The following is a 17,261-nucleotide window of genomic DNA, read 5'->3' as shown; positions in this document are numbered from 1 at the left end:
AAATTTCTATCGGTGCAATTTAAAATATATATTATGCAAGGTATAGAATCTGTGATAGACTAGGTTTCAACAAAATGAAAAGAGGTTTTATAATGACAACATTTACAATTCATACAGTAGAATCAGCACCAGCAGAAGTGAAAGAAGTTCTTGAAACAGTAGAAAAAGATAACAATGGCTATATTCCCAACCTAATCGGTCTCTTGGCTAATGCACCTACTGCCTTAGAAGCCTACAGAACTGTCGGAGCTATCAACCGCCGCAATAGCCTGACACCTGTTGAGCGCGAAGTGGTGCAAATCACGGCAGCCGTAACTAATGGTTGTGCCTTCTGTGTCGCAGGTCACACAGCCTTTTCAATCAAACAAATCCAGATGAATGATGACCTGCTTCAAGCCCTCCGTAATCGCACTCCGATTGAAACAGATCCCAAATTGGATACCCTAGCTAAGTTTACCTTGGCAGTTATCAATACCAAGGGTCGTGTAGGAGATGAAGCCTTAGCTGAGTTTTTAGAAGCTGGTTATAGCCAACAAAATGCCTTGGATGTAGTCCTTGGTGTCAGCCTAGCAAGCCTCTGTAACTATGCCAACAACCTAGCCAATACACCAATTAATCCAGAATTGCAACCTTATGCATAATTCATATCTGAGCAAAAAATGAAGTCTGAAATCAACGGACTTCGTTTTTTTAAGTCCTCATTTAAGCGCTTTTATGCTATACTGAAACTAACATAATTATTGGAGGTTAGGATGAAAAAACTCCCCTTAGTATTTTCTGGTTGTTTGTTAGGTTTGGCAGGAGCTGGGAATCTCGTTTTAGATATGTTGCCAGTGCTGTCACATATACTGAGTATGTCAGGTTTGATTTTGTGGATATTCTTTCTGATTTTTCATCTGCTTAATTGGAAGGAAACCAAAGAAGAATTGACCAAGCCCCCTCTTTTGTCAGGAATGGCTACTTTCCCCATGGCTGGAATGATTTTATCGACTTATGTCTTTCGCGTGTTTCCTCATCTTCCTTTGGTTGCGCAAGGAATCTGGTGGTTTTCATTTCTCTTGGATTTGGCCTTGATTGCTGGTTTCACCATCAAGTTTGCTTGTCCGGGTCGGAGGGTTCATGCAACTCCTAGCTGGACGGTTCTCTATGTGGGGATAGCAGTGGCTGCCTTAACCTATCCTCTTGTAGGCATCATCGAAATTGCCTATGCGACCTTGAGTTTTGGGTTTCTCCTAACCTTCTATCTCTACCCGCTTATTTATAGCGATTTAAAGAAACATCCGCTCCCACTAGCCTTGCTTGGGCAAGAAGGAATTTACTGTGCTCCCTTCTCTCTACTCTTGGCTTCTCTGGTTCGAGTTGGAGGTGCCAGCCTGCCGACTTGGCTCTTGATTGTCATGATCTTGGCTTCCCAATCCTTCTTTTTCTTTGTTTTGACTCGCCTGCCCAATATTTTAAAACAAGGCTTTCAACCAGCCTTCTCAGCCTTAACCTTCCCAACCATTATCACAGCTACTTCGCTTAAGATGGCTCAGGGAATCTTGAAACTTCCATTTTTGGATTATTTGGTAGTGGCTGAAACTGTTATTTGCCTAATCATTTTGCTCTTTGTATTAGGCGCTTATCTGAATTGGTTACGAAAAAAGGTCTAGCTAGAAATAGCTAAACCTTATTTTTTATGGTTTGATAACTGCAGCTCCACCCATGTATGGACGAAGAACTTCTGGGATGGTCACAGAACCATCTGCATTTTGGTAGTTTTCAAGAATAGCAGCCACTGTACGTCCAACTGCAAGTCCAGAACCGTTCAAGGTATGGAGCAATTTCACCTTGCCATCTGCTTCATCACGGTAACGGATTTGGGCACGACGGGCTTGGAAATCTTCTGTGTTTGAACAGCTTGAAATTTCACGGTAGGTATTTTGTGCTGGAATCCAAACTTCCAAGTCGTAAGTTTTAGCAGCTGAGAAGCCCATATCTCCTGTAGAGAGAGCAACGACACGATATGGAAGGTTGAGTTTTTGAAGGATATTTTCAGCGTTGGCTGTCATTTTTTCCAATTCTTCGTAAGATTCTTCTGGCTTGGCAAATTTAACCATTTCAACCTTGTGGAATTGGTGCAAACGAATCAAGCCACGAGTATCACGACCAGCAGAACCAGCCTCGGAACGGAATGATGGGCTCATAGCAGTAAAGTAGATTGGCAGGTCTTTACCATCAAGGATTTCATCACGGTAGTAGTTTGTCAGAGGAACTTCAGCTGTAGGGATAAGGACATAATTGCTATCGCTGAGTTCAAAAGTATCTTCCTTGAATTTTGGATATTGACCAGTCCCAAACATAGAATCATGGTTAACCATGTAAGGTGTGATGACTTCTGTATAGCCTTCTTTTCCATGTTCATCCAACATAAAGTTGTAGATGGCACGTTCCAAACGAGCGCCGAGACCTTTATAGAAGAGGAAGCGAGCTCCTGTTACCTTACCCCCACGTTCCCAGTCAAGGATGCCAAGGTCTTCACCCAGATCCCAGTGAGCTTTTGGCTCGAAATCGAACTCGCGTGGAGTACCCCAACGGCGAACTTCCACGTTGTCATCTTCATCAGCTCCAACAGGAACGCTGTCAGCTGGGATGTTTGGAAGAGTAGTAGTAAATTCTGTCAATTTAGCATCGATTTCTGCCAATTCAGCATCCAAGGCTTTAACCTCAGCAGATAGATTCTGCATGGCAGCAATCTTGTCATCTGCATTTTCCTTGTTGCGCTTAGCTTGGGCAATCTCAGCTGAAACTGTGTTACGTTCTGCCTTGAGAGTTTCAACCTTGACCAAGATGTCGCGACGTTTAGCGTCGATTTCTTTCATCTCATTTAAGATAGTAGCATCTACACCACGTGTAGCCAATTTTTCTGCGACAGCATAAAAGTCTGTACGAATACGTTTGATATCTAACATAAGAACTCCTTTATGAAAAAAGCACACCTGACAAAGCGTTGGAGTGGCAGGGCCACGGTTCCATCCAACTTCACAGGTGTGCACTTGATTGTGTATGCAATTGTTACTAACGGTAGAATTTCACCTATCCCTCCTATCTGCTCGCAGCCCCCGCAGACTTTCTGAAAGAAGAAGATAACCTACTTATCCGTTGCTATGATTATACTAAAGTTTCTACTTTTTTGCAAATAGATTTTTAAATTTTTGGCTAATTGTCTGAATCAGGGTCGGAAGTTTTACGACCTTGTCATTGCCCAGTTTTTCGCGAGCAATTTTAAGAATGGCACCTGAGTCTTTTGAAGCAAAGAGGAATTTTCCTCTGTCTGTAAAGACTTCGAAGTGGCGACTGATTTTTCGCCCAGTGACATTGGCCCCAATCTGGTTGATATGGCTCCAAGGAATCTGGATAAATTGTTCGACATTGACATCTGGGTAAAATTCCAGAGCCTGATCTCCGACAAGAAATTTCCCAACTTTCCCAGCTATAGAGAGGTAGGAGGTACCTGTTGTATTGAGAAGCACTGTTTTGTTAAGAGATTGGGCCATGGTTAGTCTTCCTTACTTTCACCGAAAAAGGCATTGTAGAGGGCTTTGATTGCTGCTTTCTCTTGGTCTTTATTGACAACGAACATAATAGAAACTTCACTAGAACCTTGCGACATCATCTGGATGTTGATCTTGTTTTCAGATAGAGCGCGTGTCGCAGTAGCAGTTACTCCGATATGGCTCTTCATCTTTTCACCAACAATCATAATGATAGAAAGGTCGTGTTCGATTTCTGCATGGTCTACTTCAGCCTTTTGAACCAACTGACGAAGGATTTCTTCTTCCTTGATAGGAGTTAGTTCGCGAGAACGGAGGATGATTGAAAGATCGTCGATACCTGTTGGCATATGTTCCCAACCGATGTTAAGATCTTCAAGGATTTGCAGAACCTTGCGTCCAAATCCCACCTCACGGTTCATGAGGTATTTAGACATGTTGATGCTGACAAAGCCAGAATCACCAGCAATTCCCACAACTGGGAATTCATCACTACTGTGTTTTAAAACAATACGAGTACCTGGATGGTCAGGATTGTTGGTATTCTTGATAACTAGAGGAATTTTTCCACGGTAGGCAGGTAGAAGAGCTTCATCATGAAGGACTGAGAATCCTGCATAGGCCAACTCACGCATTTCACGGTAGGTCAACTCAGGAATCGAGTGTGGTTGGTGGATAATACCAGGGTGGGCTGCAAAGATACCATCAACGTCTGTAAAGTTTTCATAGAGGTCGGCCTTAACACCTGCAGCAATGATAGAACCTGTAATATCAGAGCCTCCACGTGAGAAGGTACAGATTTGATTTTCCTTGGTAACCCCAAAGAAACCAGGAATGACAAGGACTTCATTTGCGTTTGTTAATTCTTCAATCTTGTCATAACTTGATGGAATGATGCGAGCATGGCCAGGCTCACTTGTGACCACAATACCAGCTTCTCTAGGATGCACATAGCGTGCATCAATCCCATTTTGGTTAAAATAGGCAGCAATCAATTTAGCATTGTTATTTTCACCGGCTGCTAGGAAGGTATCGTAGAGAAATTCATTCTCTTCAATAGGAAGAGTGGCCAAAGCGCGAATGCTTTTAGAAATTTTTTCTAAAACAGCTGGTTTTAGCCCTAGTTCACTAACCATAGCAGCATAGCGGTCGATAATCCAGTTTTGACTCTTACTAATATCGTTACCAGCAACATAGTCGCGGTAGTATTTAATTAAGGCATCCGTAACCTTAGTATCTTCAGCATTGCGTTTACCAGGCGCAGAAACGACTACAAAACGACGCTCTGAATCGCTTTTTACGATGTTTAAAACTTTTTCTAATTGACTAGCAGAGGCAAGAGAGCTACCTCCAAATTTAACAACTTTCATAAGAACTCCTAAAGTAAGTATTTTATACGATTATAGCAGAAAGAAAGCCTTTTTTCAATGAAGAAAATAAGATGCGTTCTAGTATAAAGCGAGCCTTTCTAATCGGCTGAGACACTTTCAGTTGATTTTTTCTTGCTTTCTGATTTTAAAAAAGATATACTTTGAAAATAAAATAATTTAACCAGCTTATAAAATAAAAAGGAGTTCAAATGGAACACATTATTTATCAGCTTGAAGAGGATTTGGCAATCCTTACCTTGAATCGTCCTGAGGTCGCGAATGGTTTTCATATTCCTATGTGTGAGGAGATTTTAGAAGCTCTGACTTTGGCAGAAGAGGATCCGGCTGTGCATTTTGTCTTAATCAACGCGAATGGCAAAGTCTTTTCAGTTGGGGGAGATTTAGTAGAGATGAAGCGGGCGGTGGATGAGGATGATATTCCATCATTGACAAAAATCGCAGAATTGGTCAATACTATTTCTTATAAAATCAAGCAAATTGCTAAACCTGTCTTGATGGAGGTTGATGGGGCTGTTGCAGGTGCCGCAGCAAATATGGCTGTTGCTGCAGATTTCTGTCTGGCAACGGATAAGGCTAAATTTATCCAAGCCTTTGTTGGAGTTGGCTTGGCTCCGGATGCAGGAGGAATTCATCTCTTGAGTCGAAGTATTGGTGTGACGCGTGCTGCTCAATTAGCCATGACAGGTGAGGCTTTGTCCGCAGAAAAAGCTCTGGAGTGGGGTCTTGTTTATCGGGTCTCTGAAGCTGATAAACTTGAAAAGACGAGAGAACAGCTTCTTAAAAAATTGAGACGCGGGTCAGCTAATTCCTATGCTGCCATCAAGAAGTTGGTTTGGGAGAGTCAATTTAAAGACTGGCAAGATTATGCTGCTTTAGAACTGAACCTACAGGAATCACTAGCGAAAACAGAGGATTTCAAAGAAGGAGTTCGGGCTCATTCGGAAAGAAGACGACCTAAATTTACAGGAAAATAAAAAAATACTTGCACCATTCTTTGAACTTTGATATAATTCTTTTGTCAAATGTTTTGATTCTAAAAGTTTTTTTGAAAAGGAGGGAAGGAAAGATTGGACTACCAACGAATTAATGAATACTTAACGTCTATATTTAACAATGTCCTCGTTATTGAGGAAGTTAGCTTGAGGGGTAGTCGTTTCAAGGATATCTCCATCAAAGAAATGCATACGATTGATGTGATTGGAAAAGTTCCAGATGTGACACCAAGTCAAGTGTCAAAAGAGTTGATGGTGACTCTTGGGACAGTTACGACTAGTTTGAATAATCTCGAACGTAAGGGTTACATTGAACGCATTCGTTCAGAACATGATCGACGTGTGGTACATCTGCATTTGACAAAGAAAGGTCGCTTGGTTCATAGGCTACATAAACGCTTCCACAAGGCCATGGTTGAAAAAATCATTGATGGTATGAGTAAGCAAGAAATTGAGGTTATGAGCAAAGGTTTGACTAATCTTTATCAATTTTTGGAGGATTTGAGATAATGGCTTTTGCAAAAATAAGCCAGGTTGCTCATTATGTGCCAGAGCAAGTGGTTACAAATCATGATTTGGCTCAGATTATGGATACCAATGATGAGTGGATTTCAAGTCGGACGGGAATACGACAAAGGCATATTTCAAGAACAGAATCTACTAGTGATTTGGCTACAGAGGTTGCTCAGAAACTGATGGCAAAAGCTGAAATCACAGGAGAAGAGCTGGATTTTATCATTCTAGCTACTATTACTCCAGATTCTATGATGCCCTCTACAGCTGCTCGTGTCCAAGCCAATATTGGTGCTAATAAGGCCTTTGCTTTTGACCTAACAGCAGCTTGCAGTGGATTTGTATTTGCCTTATCAACTGCTGAAAAGTTTATCGCTTCTGGTCGCTTTCAAAAAGGCTTGGTGATTGGTAGTGAAACCCTCTCTAAAGCAGTCGATTGGTCAGACCGATCAACAGCTGTTTTGTTTGGAGATGGTGCTGGTGGTGTCTTGTTAGAAGCTAGCGAGCAAGAGCATTTCTTAGTAGAGAGTCTCAATAGTGATGGGAGTCGTAGCGAGTGTCTAACTTATGGACATTCAGGCTTGCATTCTCCGTTTTCAGATCAAGAAAGTGCAGATTCATTTTTGAAGATGGATGGGCGTGCAGTCTTTGATTTTGCTATTCGGGACGTAGCCAAGTCTATCAAGCAGACTATTGATGAATCTCCTATAGAGGCGACAGACTTGGATTATCTGCTACTTCATCAGGCTAATGACCGTATTTTGGATAAGATGGCTAGAAAAATCGGTGTTAACCGAGATAAAATTCCAGCCAATATGATGGAATATGGCAATACCAGTGCAGCCAGTATCCCGATTTTACTTTCAGAGTGTGTAGAACAAGGCCTCATCCGTCTAGATGGTAGTCAGACTGTTCTGCTATCAGGCTTCGGTGGAGGCTTGACCTGGGGCACGCTCATTCTTACAATTTAGGTAATCATGTGGTGAACACATTGTTATAAAAAAACTATTTATTTTAAAGGAGTCCTATCATGGCAGTATTTGAAAAAGTACAAGAAATTATCGTTGAAGAACTTGGAAAAGACGCATCAGAAGTAACACTTGAATCAACTTTTGATGATTTGGACGCAGATTCATTGGACTTGTTCCAAGTAATCTCAGAAATCGAAGATGCTTTTGATATCCAAATCGAAGCAGAAGATGACTTGAAAACAGTTGGTGACTTGGTTGCCTACGTTGAAGAGCAAACAAAATAAACAGAATATTAATAGAAGGAGTAGGGAAACCCGCTCCCTCTTGTTTAGGCAATAGTTTGATCGTCAAATTATGACGGTATCGAACTATTACGTAAGCAAGAAACGATGGAGGCACTATGAAAACACGTATTACAGAATTATTGAACATTGATTATCCTATTTTCCAAGGAGGAATGGCCTGGGTTGCTGATGGTGATTTGGCAGGAGCTGTTTCCAAGGCTGGAGGACTAGGGATTATCGGTGGGGGGAATGCCCCTAAAGAAGTTGTCAAGGCAAATATTGATAAAATCAAATCATTGACTGATAAACCCTTTGGTGTCAACATCATGCTCTTGTCTCCTTTTGTGGAAGATATTGTAGACCTCGTTATCGAGGAAGGGGTTAAGGTAGTTACAACAGGCGCAGGAAATCCAAGCAAATACATGGAACGTTTCCATGAAGCTGGTATTACGGTTATTCCTGTTGTACCAAGTGTTGCCCTAGCTAAACGCATGGAAAAAATCGGTGCGGATGCTGTTATTGCAGAAGGAATGGAGGCCGGGGGGCATATCGGTAAATTAACAACCATGACCTTGGTTCGCCAGGTTGCTGCTGCTGTATCTATTCCAGTTATTGCTGCAGGAGGGATTGCGGATGGTGAAGGTGTTGCAGCTGGCTTTATGCTAGGTGCAGAGGCTGTTCAGGTTGGAACTCGTTTTGTCGTTGCAAAAGAGTCTAATGCCCATCCAAATTATAAGGCGAAAATTTTAAAAGCTAGAGATATTGATACTACGATTTCAGCTCAACACTTTGGACATGCTGTTCGTGCGATTAAAAATCAGTTGACTCGTGATTTTGAACAAGCTGAAAAAGATGCTTTTAAACAAGAAAATCCAGATTTGGAAATTTTTGAACAAATGGGAGCAGGTGCTCTAGCCAAAGCGGTTGTTCACGGAGATGTGGATGGTGGATCTGTTATGGCAGGTCAAATTGCAGGCCTTGTTTCCAAAGAAGAGACCGTTGAAGAAATCCTAAAAGATTTGTATTACGGAGCAGCTAAGAAAATTCAAGAAGAAGCCTCTCGTTGGGCAGGAGTTGTAAGAAATGACTAAAACAGCCTTTTTATTTGCTGGTCAAGGTGCCCAGTATCTAGGTATGGGACGGGAACTCTATAATCAGTATCCGATTGTCAAAGAAACGATTGATCAAGCGAGTCAGGTACTCGGTTATGATTTGCGTTATCTTATTGATACAGAAGAAGAAAAACTCAATCAGACCCGCTATACGCAACCAGCTATTTTAGCAACTTCAGTTGCTATCTATCGTTTATTGCAAGAAAAGGGCTATCAACCTGATATGGTTGCTGGTTTGTCTCTTGGAGAATATTCTGCCTTGGTGGCCAGCGGTGCCTTGGATTTTGGAGAAGCGGTTGCTTTGGTTGCTAAGCGTGGCGCCTATATGGAAGAAGCGGCCCCTGCTGGTTCTGGCAAGATGGTAGCAGTTCTCAATACGCCAGTAGAGGTTATTGAAGAAGTCTGTCGAAAAGCTTCTGAACTTGGAGTAGTTACCCCAGCCAACTATAATACACCTGCACAAATCGTGATTGGTGGAGAAGTGGTAGCAGTTGATCGAGCTGTCGAACTCTTGCAGGAAGCAGGAGCTAAACGCTTGATTCCTCTTAAGGTTTCAGGACCTTTTCATACCGCTCTCCTTGAGCCTGCTAGCCAGAAACTAGCTGAAACTCTAGCTCAGGTAAGTTTTTCAGATTTTACTTGTCCTCTAGTTGGCAATACAGAAGCTGCAGTTATGCAAAAAGAAGACATTGCTCAACTCTTGACGCGTCAGGTCAAAGAGCCAGTTCGTTTCTATGAAAGTATTGCAGTTATGCAAGAAGCAGGCGTAACTAACTTTATCGAGATTGGACCGGGGAAAGTCTTGTCAGGCTTTGTCAAAAAAATTGATAAGACAGCTAAACTAGCCAATGTTGAAGATCAGGCTAGTTTGGAAACTTTGCTAGAAAACAAGTAATCCCTTCTCCCATAAATACAAGAGAAAACAGGAGAAAAGAATGCAACTAAAAAATAAAAATATCTTTATTACAGGTTCGAGTCGTGGAATTGGTCTTGCCATTGCCCATAAGTTTGCTCAAACAGGAGCCAATATTGTCTTAAACAGTCGTGGGACAATCTCAGAGGACTTGCTAGCCGAGTTTTCAAACTATGGTGTCAAGGTGGTTCCTATATCAGGAGACGTGTCCGATTTTGCAGACGCTAAGCGTATGGTTGATCAAGCTATTGCTGAGCTGGGTTCAGTAGATGTTTTGGTCAACAATGCAGGGATTACCCAAGATACCCTTATGCTCAAGATGACAGAAGCGGATTTTGAAAAAGTACTCAAGGTTAACTTGACTGGTGCCTTTAACATGACACAATCAGTCTTAAAACCGATGATGAAAGCCAGAGAAGGTGCTATCATTAATATGTCTAGTGTTGTTGGTTTGATGGGAAATATCGGTCAAGCTAACTATGCAGCTTCTAAGGCTGGTTTGATTGGTTTTACCAAGTCTGTGGCGCGTGAAGTGGCCAATCGCAATATCAGAGTTAATGCTATTGCACCTGGAATGATTGAGTCCGATATGACAGCTGTTCTATCAGACAAGGTAAAAGATGCCATGCTGGCGCAAATTCCTATGAAAGAATTTGGGCAGGCAGAGCAGGTTGCAGATTTGACAGTATTTTTAACAGGCCAAGATTATCTAACTGGTCAAGTGGTTGCCATTGATGGTGGCTTAAGTATGTAGCAGAAGCTAGAGGTAAAAAAGATGAAACTAAATCGCGTAGTAGTAACAGGTTATGGAGTAACATCTCCAATCGGAAATACACCAGAAGAATTTTGGAATAGTTTGACAACTGGAAAAATCGGAATTGGTCAAATTACGAAATTTGATCATAGTGACTTTGATGTGCATAATGCAGCAGAAATCCAAGATTTTCCTTTTGATAAATACTTTGTTAAGAAAGATACCAATCGTTTCGATAACTATTCTTTGTATGCCTTGTACGCAGCCCAAGAGGCTGTCAATCACGCTAATCTCGATGTAGAGACTCTTGATAAAGATCGTTTTGGTGTTATTGTGGCCTCTGGTATTGGTGGAATCAAGGAAATTGAAGATCAAGTGCTTCGCCTAAATGACAAAGGGCCAAAACGTGTGAAACCATTGACCCTTCCGAAAGCCTTGCCAAATATGGCTTCAGGAAATGTTGCTATGCGTTTTGGAGCAAACGGTGTTTGTAAATCTATCAATACTGCCTGCGCTTCATCAAATGACGCGATTGGGGATGCCTTCCGCTCAATTAAATTTGGTTTCCAAGACGTTATGTTGGTAGGTGGTTCAGAAGCATCTATTACACCTTTTGCTATTGCTGGTTTCCAAGCCCTAACTGCTCTCTCTACTACAGAGGATCCTACTCGTGCTTCTATTCCATTTGATAAGGATCGCAATGGGTTTGTTATGGGTGAAGGTTCAGGGATGTTGGTTCTTGAAAGCCTTGAACACGCTGAAAAACGTGGGGCTACTATCCTTGCTGAAGTGGTTGGTTACGGAAATACCTGTGATGCCTACCATATGACTTCTCCACATCCAGAAGGTCAGGGAGCTATCAAGGCCATCAAACTAGCCTTGGAAGAAGCTGAGATTTCTCCAGAGCAAGTAGCCTATGTCAATGCTCACGGAACATCAACTCCTGCTAATGAAAAAGGAGAAAGTGGTGCGATCGTAGCTGTTCTTGGTAAGGAAGTACCTGTATCATCAACCAAATCATTCACAGGACATTTGCTGGGTGCTGCAGGTGCAGTAGAAGCTATCGTCACAATCGAGGCTATGCGTCATAACTTTGTACCAATGACAGCTGGAACAAGTGAAGTATCAGATTATATCGAAGCCAATGTCGTTTATGGACAAGGCTTGGAGCAAGAAATTCCATACGCTATTTCAAATACTTTTGGTTTTGGCGGCCACAATGCAGTTCTTGCTTTCAAACGTTGGGAGAATAAATAACTATGAATTTAAACGATATTAAAGACTTGATGGCCCAATTTGACCAGTCAAGTTTGAGAGAATTTTCTTATAGAAATGGGACGGATGAGTTACAGTTTAGCAAGAATGAAGCTAGACTTGTGCCTGAAGTTGCACCTCAGGTCGCTCCTGCGCCTGCTGTAGCAACACCAAGTCCAGTAGCTTCAACATCTGCTCCAGTAGAAACTGTAGTGGAAGAAGTTCCTGCTTCAGTTGAAGCAAGCGTAGCTACTGAGGGAGATGTTGTAGAGAGTCCACTTGTTGGGGTGGCTTACTTGGCTGCTGGTCCTGATAAACCTGCCTTCGTCACAGTTGGTGATAGTGTCAAAAAAGGTCAAACATTGGTGATCATCGAAGCTATGAAAGTCATGAATGAAATTCCAGCACCTAAGGATGGTGTGGTAACGGAAATTCTCGTTTCTAATGAAGAAATGGTTGAGTTTGGTAAAGGATTGGTACGTATCAAATGATCGATATTCAAGGAATCAAAGAAGCTCTTCCCCACCGTTATCCTATGCTCCTAGTGGACCGTGTATTGGAAGTGAGTGAGGATACTATTGTTGCTATCAAAAATGTGACCATCAATGAGCCTTTCTTTAACGGCCATTTTCCTCAATATCCAGTTATGCCAGGTGTTCTGATTATGGAAGCCTTGGCGCAAACAGCTGGTGTCTTGGAGTTGTCAAAACCTGAAAATAAAGGAAAACTAGTCTTTTACGCTGGTATGGATAAGGTTAAATTCAAGAAGCAAGTTGTACCAGGCGACCAATTGGTTATGACAGCGACTTTTGTAAAACGTCGTGGCACCATAGCTGTGGTTGAAGCAAAGGCTGAAGTGGATGGCAAGCTTGCGGCCAGTGGTACTCTTACCTTTGCAATAGGGAACTAAGGAGGTTCTCCATGTTTCGAAAAATTTTAATTGCCAATCGTGGTGAAATTGCGGTTCGTATTATCCGTGCGGCGCGTGAATTGGGGATTGCAACGGTGGCGGTTTATTCAACTGCTGATAAGGAAGCCCTTCATACGCTTTTGGCAGATGAAGCAGTTTGTATCGGCCCTGGCAAGGCAACAGAGTCTTATCTCAATATCAATGCGGTTCTATCAGCTGCAGTCTTGACTGAGGCAGAAGCCATTCACCCCGGTTTCGGATTTCTCAGTGAAAATTCCAAATTTGCAACTATGTGTGAAGAGGTCGGCATTAAGTTTATCGGTCCATCTGGTCATGTTATGGATATGATGGGGGATAAGATCAATGCGCGTGCTCAGATGATCAAAGCAGGCGTGCCTGTTATACCAGGTTCGGATGGAGAAGTGCATAACTCTGAGGAAGCTTTGATTGTTGCTGAAAAAATTGGCTATCCTGTTATGCTCAAGGCTTCAGCAGGTGGAGGTGGTAAAGGTATTCGTAAGGTTGAAAAACCAGAAGACCTCGTTTCCGCCTTTGATACTGCTTCAAGTGAAGCTAAGGCCAATTATGGCAATGGTGCCATGTACATTGAACGGGTTATCTATCCAGCTCGTCACATCGAAGTTCAAATCCTAGGAGATGAACATGGACATGTGATTCACTTGGGGGAACGGGATTGTTCTCTTCAACGGAATAATCAAAAGGTTTTAGAAGAAAGTCCTTCGATTGCAATCGGAAAAACGTTGCGCAATGAAATTGGTTCTGCTGCTGTTCGAGCTGCAGAGTCTGTTGGCTATGAGAATGCAGGGACCATTGAGTTTCTCCTTGATGAAGCTAGCGGTAAATTCTATTTTATGGAGATGAATACTCGTGTACAAGTAGAACATCCAGTAACAGAGTTTGTTTCAGGTGTGGATATCGTTAAGGAACAGATTCGCATTGCGGCAGGTCAACCTCTGTCTGTTAAGCAAGAAGATATTGTCCTACGCGGTCATGCTATCGAGTGTCGTATCAATGCAGAAAATCCAGCCTTTAACTTTGCTCCAAGTCCAGGTAAGATTACCAATCTCTATCTTCCAAGTGGTGGAGTTGGTTTGCGCGTGGATTCAGCAGTTTATCCAGGCTATACCATTCCGCCTTATTATGATAGTATGATTGCCAAAATCATCGTTCACGGTGAGAATCGTTTTGATGCCTTGATGAAAATGCAGCGTGCCCTCTATGAACTAGAGATAGAGGGGGTGCAGACCAATGCAGATTTCCAGCTTGACCTCATTTCAGATCGCAATGTCATTGCTGGAGATTATGATACTTCCTTCTTGATGGAAACCTTTTTACCCAAGTATCAAGAAAAAGAATAAAATGACTTCAAGAGTTTAAACCGAAAAGGGGAATCAATGGCTCTATTTAGTAAAAAAGATAAGTATATTCGAATCAATCCCAATCGTTCGGTTAGGGAAAAACCTCAAGCCAAGCCAGAGGTTCCAGATGAATTATTCTCCCAGTGTCCAGGCTGTAAGCATACCATTTATCAGAAGGATCTGGGAAGTGAGCGTATCTGTCCACATTGTAGCTACACCTTTCGTATTTCTGCCCAAGAACGCTTGGCTTTGACGATTGATATGGGAACCTTCAAGGAATTGTTTACAGGGATTGAAAGCAAGGATCCCTTGCATTTCCCTGGTTATCAAAAGAAACTAGCAACCATGCGTGAAAAAACAGGTCTGGATGAAGCCGTTGTGACAGGAACTGCTTTTATTAAAGGTCAGACGGTGGCTCTTGGGATTATGGATTCCAACTTTATCATGGCTTCTATGGGTACAGTTGTAGGTGAAAAAATCACTCGCTTGTTTGAGTATGCGACTGTTGAACAATTGCCAATTGTTCTCTTCACCGCATCTGGTGGAGCCCGTATGCAGGAAGGAATCATGAGTCTCATGCAGATGGCCAAGATCTCTGCAGCGGTTAAACGCCATTCAAATGCTGGTCTCTTTTATCTGACCATTTTGACAGATCCAACGACAGGTGGTGTGACAGCTTCTTTCGCTATGGAAGGCGATATCATTCTAGCAGAACCACAGAGTTTAGTCGGTTTTGCTGGGCGTCGTGTGATTGAAAACACGGTTCGTGAAAGCTTGCCTGAGGATTTCCAAAAGGCAGAATTCCTATTGGAACATGGCTTTGTGGATGCTATTGTCAAAAGAAGAGACTTACCAGATACGATTGCTAGCCTAGTCAGATTGCATGGAGGGTGTCCTAGATGAATATTGCAAAAATAGTCAGAGAAGCGCGTGAGCAGAGTCGCTTGACAACCTTGGACTTTGCAACAGGCATTTTTGATGAATTTATCCAATTACATGGTGACCGTTCTTTTCGTGATGATGGTGCCGTTGTTGGTGGTATCGGCTGGCTTGGAGACCAAGCTGTAACAGTGGTTGGTATCCAAAAAGGCAAGAGTTTACAAGACAATCTAAAACGGAATTTTGGACAACCACATCCAGAAGGTTACCGCAAGGCCCTGCGGTTGATGAAACAGGCTGAAAAGTTTGGCCGTCCAGTTGTGACCTTTATCAATACAGCAGGAGCCTATCCTGGTGTCGGAGCGGAAGAACGTGGACAGGGAGAAGCTATTGCTCGCAATCTCATGGAAATGAGTGACCTGAAAGTTCCTATTATCGCCATCATTATCGGTGAAGGTGGTTCAGGTGGAGCTCTGGCTCTGGCAGTCGCAGACCGTGTTTGGATGCTGGAAAATTCTATTTATGCTATTCTCAGTCCAGAAGGTTTTGCTTCCATTCTATGGAAGGACGGCACTCGTGCCATGGAAGCAGCAGAACTGATGAAAATCACTTCGCATGAGCTGCTAGAAATGGACGTGGTGGATAAGGTGATTTCTGAAGCAGGACTTTCTAGTAAAGAACTGATTAAGAGTGTCAAAAAAGAACTCCAAACTGAACTAGCTTTACTTTCACAAAAACCGTTAGAAGCATTGTTGGAAGAGCGTTACCAACGATTTAGAAAATACTAATACCTCAGAATACATAAAAACTAGAACTGGCAGTCAGTTCTAGTTTTTATGTGCTTCTTGCTCTGTGCAGAGGGGAAAGTCAAAAGGTGCTTGGAAGACCAAACACCTTTCGATTATTCATTTTCTTCAGTTACGAATTGACTAAGCAGTCCGTTGATAAAGCGGGCTGATTTTTGATCTGAAAAATTCTTAGCAAGTTCAATAGCTTCATTGACTGCTACCAGCTGAGGTGTATCAAATGATGTGATTTCAAAGATTCCTAAGCGTAGTAAGTTTTTTTCGACCAAGGTCAAGCGTTCAACTGTCCAGCCTGACTTGAGGTGCTGGTTGATTTGTTTATCCAACTCGTCTTTTTGAGCTTGAACGCCAGAAACCAAGTTCAGAAGAAAGGCAGGGATTTGCACATCTGCATCTTCACGGTCATGCGTGTAGGCAAAGTGACAAGCTGTTTCCATATCTGTGCCGAATTCAAGGCTCATAAGAGCTTGAAAAGCGCATTTACGAAGTTCGCGTCTAGATTCTAATAATGGACTAGTCATTGAGGAAGTCCTCGTTAAATAGATCTTTCAACTCAGGTTTTGGTGTTTTATCTGGAACGATTCCTGCAACATGGATGTTGACAGCAGCAAGTTCCACATCAGCCATATCACGGACAGCATCTTTTACTGCTTTTTGAATAGCAAGAGCCACTTTTGGTACTTTCACACCGTACTCAAGATAGAGATAGATGTCAGCAGTTAGTTCTTCGTTGCTTTCTTTTAAGTAGATGCCACGGCCAAGAGAGAGTTTTGATAGGGTATCAGATACGGATTTGTTTGAAAATGAGTGGACACCTTCAACTTTAGCAGTTGCGATAGCAATGATTTTTTCAAGTACACGTGGAGCGATAACGATTTCGCCAAATTGTTCTTCAATTCCCATAGAATGACCTCTTTCTAGAGATTAGGCACGAGAAACGTAAGTTCCTTCTGCAGTGTTGATGATCAATTTTTGTCCAGCTTCGATGAAGTCAGGAACGTTGACAACAAGTCCAGTTTCCATAGTCGCTGGTTTACCAGAACCTGTAACAGTAGCACCTTTGATAGATGGTTGTGTTTCAGCAACTGTCAATTCAACAGTAGTTGGTACAGTTACACCGATTACTTCAGTTCCGTAGAATTGGATTTTCACATCAGAGTTTTCAAGGATGTAAAGCAATTCATTTTCAACGTTTACGACTGGAATTTCGTATTGGTCGTAAGTTTCAGTGTTCATGAAGTAGGCAGTTTCATCCATTTTGTACAAGTATTGAGCTGGCACAGTTTCGATAATAGCTTGTTCGAATTTTTCTTCTGGGCGGTAGCTTGTGTCAAATGTAGAACCAGTACGGACATCACGCAATTTCATACGCATGATTGTGTTTCCTTTACCTGGTTTGTGGTGGCTAGCTTCTAAAACGCGGATCAATTTTCCGTCTGCAGTTTCAAATGTCATACCAGCTTTCAATTTGCTTGCTTCAATCATGTTTTTACCTCTTTAATAAATATTATTACTCTTCATTTTACCATAAAATTTTCTGGAAATAAAGCCAAAATAGTTATTGGGAGAT

21 protein-coding genes are annotated in these 17,261 nt (G+C 42.1%); 15 read left to right on the top strand and 6 right to left on the bottom strand.

What is annotated here, in order from left to right; translation table 11 throughout:
• Nucleotides 1-92: 92 nt before the first annotated feature.
• Nucleotides 93-641 carry a carboxymuconolactone decarboxylase family protein gene (locus N8N51_RS09625; protein WP_000206767.1) on the top strand — a complete coding sequence of 183 codons (549 nt, stop codon included), beginning with the start codon at nt 93-95 and terminating at the stop codon, nt 639-641.
• 111 nt (nt 642-752) lie between these two features.
• Entirely contained in the window at nt 753-1,652 is a 900-nt protein-coding gene (locus N8N51_RS09620) for a TDT family transporter (protein WP_227326056.1), read from the top strand.
• 24 nt (nt 1,653-1,676) lie between these two features.
• On the opposite strand, the gene serS is transcribed toward N8N51_RS09620, so the two are convergent.
• The 3 genes from serS to N8N51_RS09605 form a co-directional block, all read right to left on the bottom strand.
• A complete protein-coding gene (serS, locus tag N8N51_RS09615; protein ID WP_261104094.1) occupies nt 1,677-2,951 on the bottom strand; it encodes a serine--tRNA ligase in 1,275 nt (424 codons plus the stop codon).
• A gap of 213 nt (nt 2,952-3,164) precedes the next feature.
• Nucleotides 3,165-3,536: a DUF956 family protein gene (locus N8N51_RS09610; protein WP_000079350.1), complete on the bottom strand. Its 372-nt coding sequence runs from the start codon at nt 3,534-3,536 to the stop codon at nt 3,165-3,167.
• A gap of 2 nt (nt 3,537-3,538) precedes the next feature.
• A complete protein-coding gene (locus tag N8N51_RS09605) occupies nt 3,539-4,903 on the bottom strand; it encodes an aspartate kinase (protein ID WP_050242190.1) in 1,365 nt (454 codons plus the stop codon).
• A 209-nt stretch (nt 4,904-5,112) separates the two neighbouring features.
• On the opposite strand from N8N51_RS09605, the gene N8N51_RS09600 reads away from it, so the two are divergent.
• The 13 genes from N8N51_RS09600 to N8N51_RS09540 all read left to right on the top strand — a co-directional run bounded on the left by N8N51_RS09600 (nt 5,113) and on the right by N8N51_RS09540 (nt 15,673).
• A complete protein-coding gene (locus tag N8N51_RS09600; RefSeq protein ID WP_045612219.1) occupies nt 5,113-5,898 on the top strand; it encodes an enoyl-CoA hydratase in 786 nt (261 codons plus the stop codon).
• Nucleotides 5,899-5,991: 93 nt separating this feature from the next.
• On the top strand, nt 5,992-6,426 hold the full coding sequence (gene fabT / locus N8N51_RS09595; protein ID WP_000386355.1) for a fatty acid biosynthesis transcriptional regulator FabT: 435 nt from the start codon (nt 5,992-5,994) through the stop codon (nt 6,424-6,426).
• Nucleotides 6,426-7,400 carry a beta-ketoacyl-ACP synthase III gene (locus N8N51_RS09590; protein ID WP_049487028.1) on the top strand — a complete coding sequence of 325 codons (975 nt, stop codon included), beginning with the start codon at nt 6,426-6,428 and terminating at the stop codon, nt 7,398-7,400. The genes fabT and N8N51_RS09590 overlap by 1 nt, the downstream gene beginning before the upstream one ends.
• A gap of 59 nt (nt 7,401-7,459) precedes the next feature.
• Entirely contained in the window at nt 7,460-7,684 is a 225-nt protein-coding gene (locus N8N51_RS09585; protein WP_000257838.1) for an acyl carrier protein, read from the top strand.
• A gap of 116 nt (nt 7,685-7,800) precedes the next feature.
• Complete coding sequence (gene fabK, locus N8N51_RS09580; RefSeq protein ID WP_045612217.1) at nt 7,801-8,775, top strand: enoyl-[acyl-carrier-protein] reductase FabK; 975 nt, start codon at nt 7,801-7,803, stop codon at nt 8,773-8,775.
• On the top strand, nt 8,768-9,691 hold the full coding sequence (fabD, locus tag N8N51_RS09575; RefSeq protein ID WP_045612215.1) for an ACP S-malonyltransferase: 924 nt from the start codon (nt 8,768-8,770) through the stop codon (nt 9,689-9,691). The genes fabK and fabD overlap by 8 nt, the downstream gene beginning before the upstream one ends.
• A gap of 40 nt (nt 9,692-9,731) precedes the next feature.
• Nucleotides 9,732-10,463 carry a 3-oxoacyl-[acyl-carrier-protein] reductase gene (gene fabG / locus N8N51_RS09570; protein ID WP_045612213.1) on the top strand — a complete coding sequence of 244 codons (732 nt, stop codon included), beginning with the start codon at nt 9,732-9,734 and terminating at the stop codon, nt 10,461-10,463.
• A 21-nt stretch (nt 10,464-10,484) separates the two neighbouring features.
• Nucleotides 10,485-11,720: a beta-ketoacyl-ACP synthase II gene (gene fabF / locus N8N51_RS09565; RefSeq protein ID WP_000774075.1), complete on the top strand. Its 1,236-nt coding sequence runs from the start codon at nt 10,485-10,487 to the stop codon at nt 11,718-11,720.
• A 2-nt stretch (nt 11,721-11,722) separates the two neighbouring features.
• Nucleotides 11,723-12,208, top strand: a complete 486-nt coding sequence (accB, locus tag N8N51_RS09560; protein WP_261009120.1) for an acetyl-CoA carboxylase biotin carboxyl carrier protein — start codon at nt 11,723-11,725, stop codon at nt 12,206-12,208.
• The gene (gene fabZ, locus N8N51_RS09555) at nt 12,205-12,627 is read left to right on the top strand and encodes a 3-hydroxyacyl-ACP dehydratase FabZ (RefSeq protein ID WP_000565515.1); all 423 of its coding nucleotides are present in this window, start codon (nt 12,205-12,207) and stop codon (nt 12,625-12,627) included. The genes accB and fabZ overlap by 4 nt, the downstream gene beginning before the upstream one ends.
• 11 nt (nt 12,628-12,638) lie before the next feature.
• Entirely contained in the window at nt 12,639-14,006 is a 1,368-nt protein-coding gene (gene accC / locus N8N51_RS09550) for an acetyl-CoA carboxylase biotin carboxylase subunit (protein WP_261077963.1), read from the top strand.
• A 36-nt stretch (nt 14,007-14,042) separates the two neighbouring features.
• The gene (accD, locus tag N8N51_RS09545) at nt 14,043-14,909 is read left to right on the top strand and encodes an acetyl-CoA carboxylase, carboxyltransferase subunit beta (RefSeq protein ID WP_261077964.1); all 867 of its coding nucleotides are present in this window, start codon (nt 14,043-14,045) and stop codon (nt 14,907-14,909) included.
• Nucleotides 14,906-15,673: an acetyl-CoA carboxylase carboxyl transferase subunit alpha gene (locus tag N8N51_RS09540; protein ID WP_261077965.1), complete on the top strand. Its 768-nt coding sequence runs from the start codon at nt 14,906-14,908 to the stop codon at nt 15,671-15,673. The genes accD and N8N51_RS09540 overlap by 4 nt, the downstream gene beginning before the upstream one ends.
• A 113-nt stretch (nt 15,674-15,786) precedes the next feature.
• Here the strand turns inward: N8N51_RS09540 and nusB are convergent, their stop codons facing one another.
• Genes nusB through efp form a run of 3 tightly spaced genes read right to left on the bottom strand, consistent with a single transcriptional unit; the run spans nt 15,787 to nt 17,176 of the window.
• A complete protein-coding gene (nusB, locus tag N8N51_RS09535; RefSeq protein WP_000203638.1) occupies nt 15,787-16,212 on the bottom strand; it encodes a transcription antitermination factor NusB in 426 nt (141 codons plus the stop codon).
• Nucleotides 16,205-16,594 (bottom strand): Asp23/Gls24 family envelope stress response protein, encoded by a 390-nt coding sequence (locus N8N51_RS09530; RefSeq protein WP_261077966.1) that lies wholly within the window; start codon nt 16,592-16,594, stop codon nt 16,205-16,207. Before N8N51_RS09530 ends, nusB begins: the two co-directional genes overlap by 8 nt.
• A 21-nt stretch (nt 16,595-16,615) precedes the next feature.
• On the bottom strand, nt 16,616-17,176 hold the full coding sequence (gene efp / locus N8N51_RS09525; RefSeq protein ID WP_000568643.1) for an elongation factor P: 561 nt from the start codon (nt 17,174-17,176) through the stop codon (nt 16,616-16,618).
• Nucleotides 17,177-17,261 lie beyond the last annotated feature (85 nt).

Origin of the sequence: Streptococcus mitis (assembly GCF_946188685.1) — a bacterium.
GTDB lineage: Bacteria > Bacillota > Bacilli > Lactobacillales > Streptococcaceae > Streptococcus > Streptococcus mitis_CC.
This window is presented reverse-complemented; position numbering and strand designations above follow the sequence as displayed.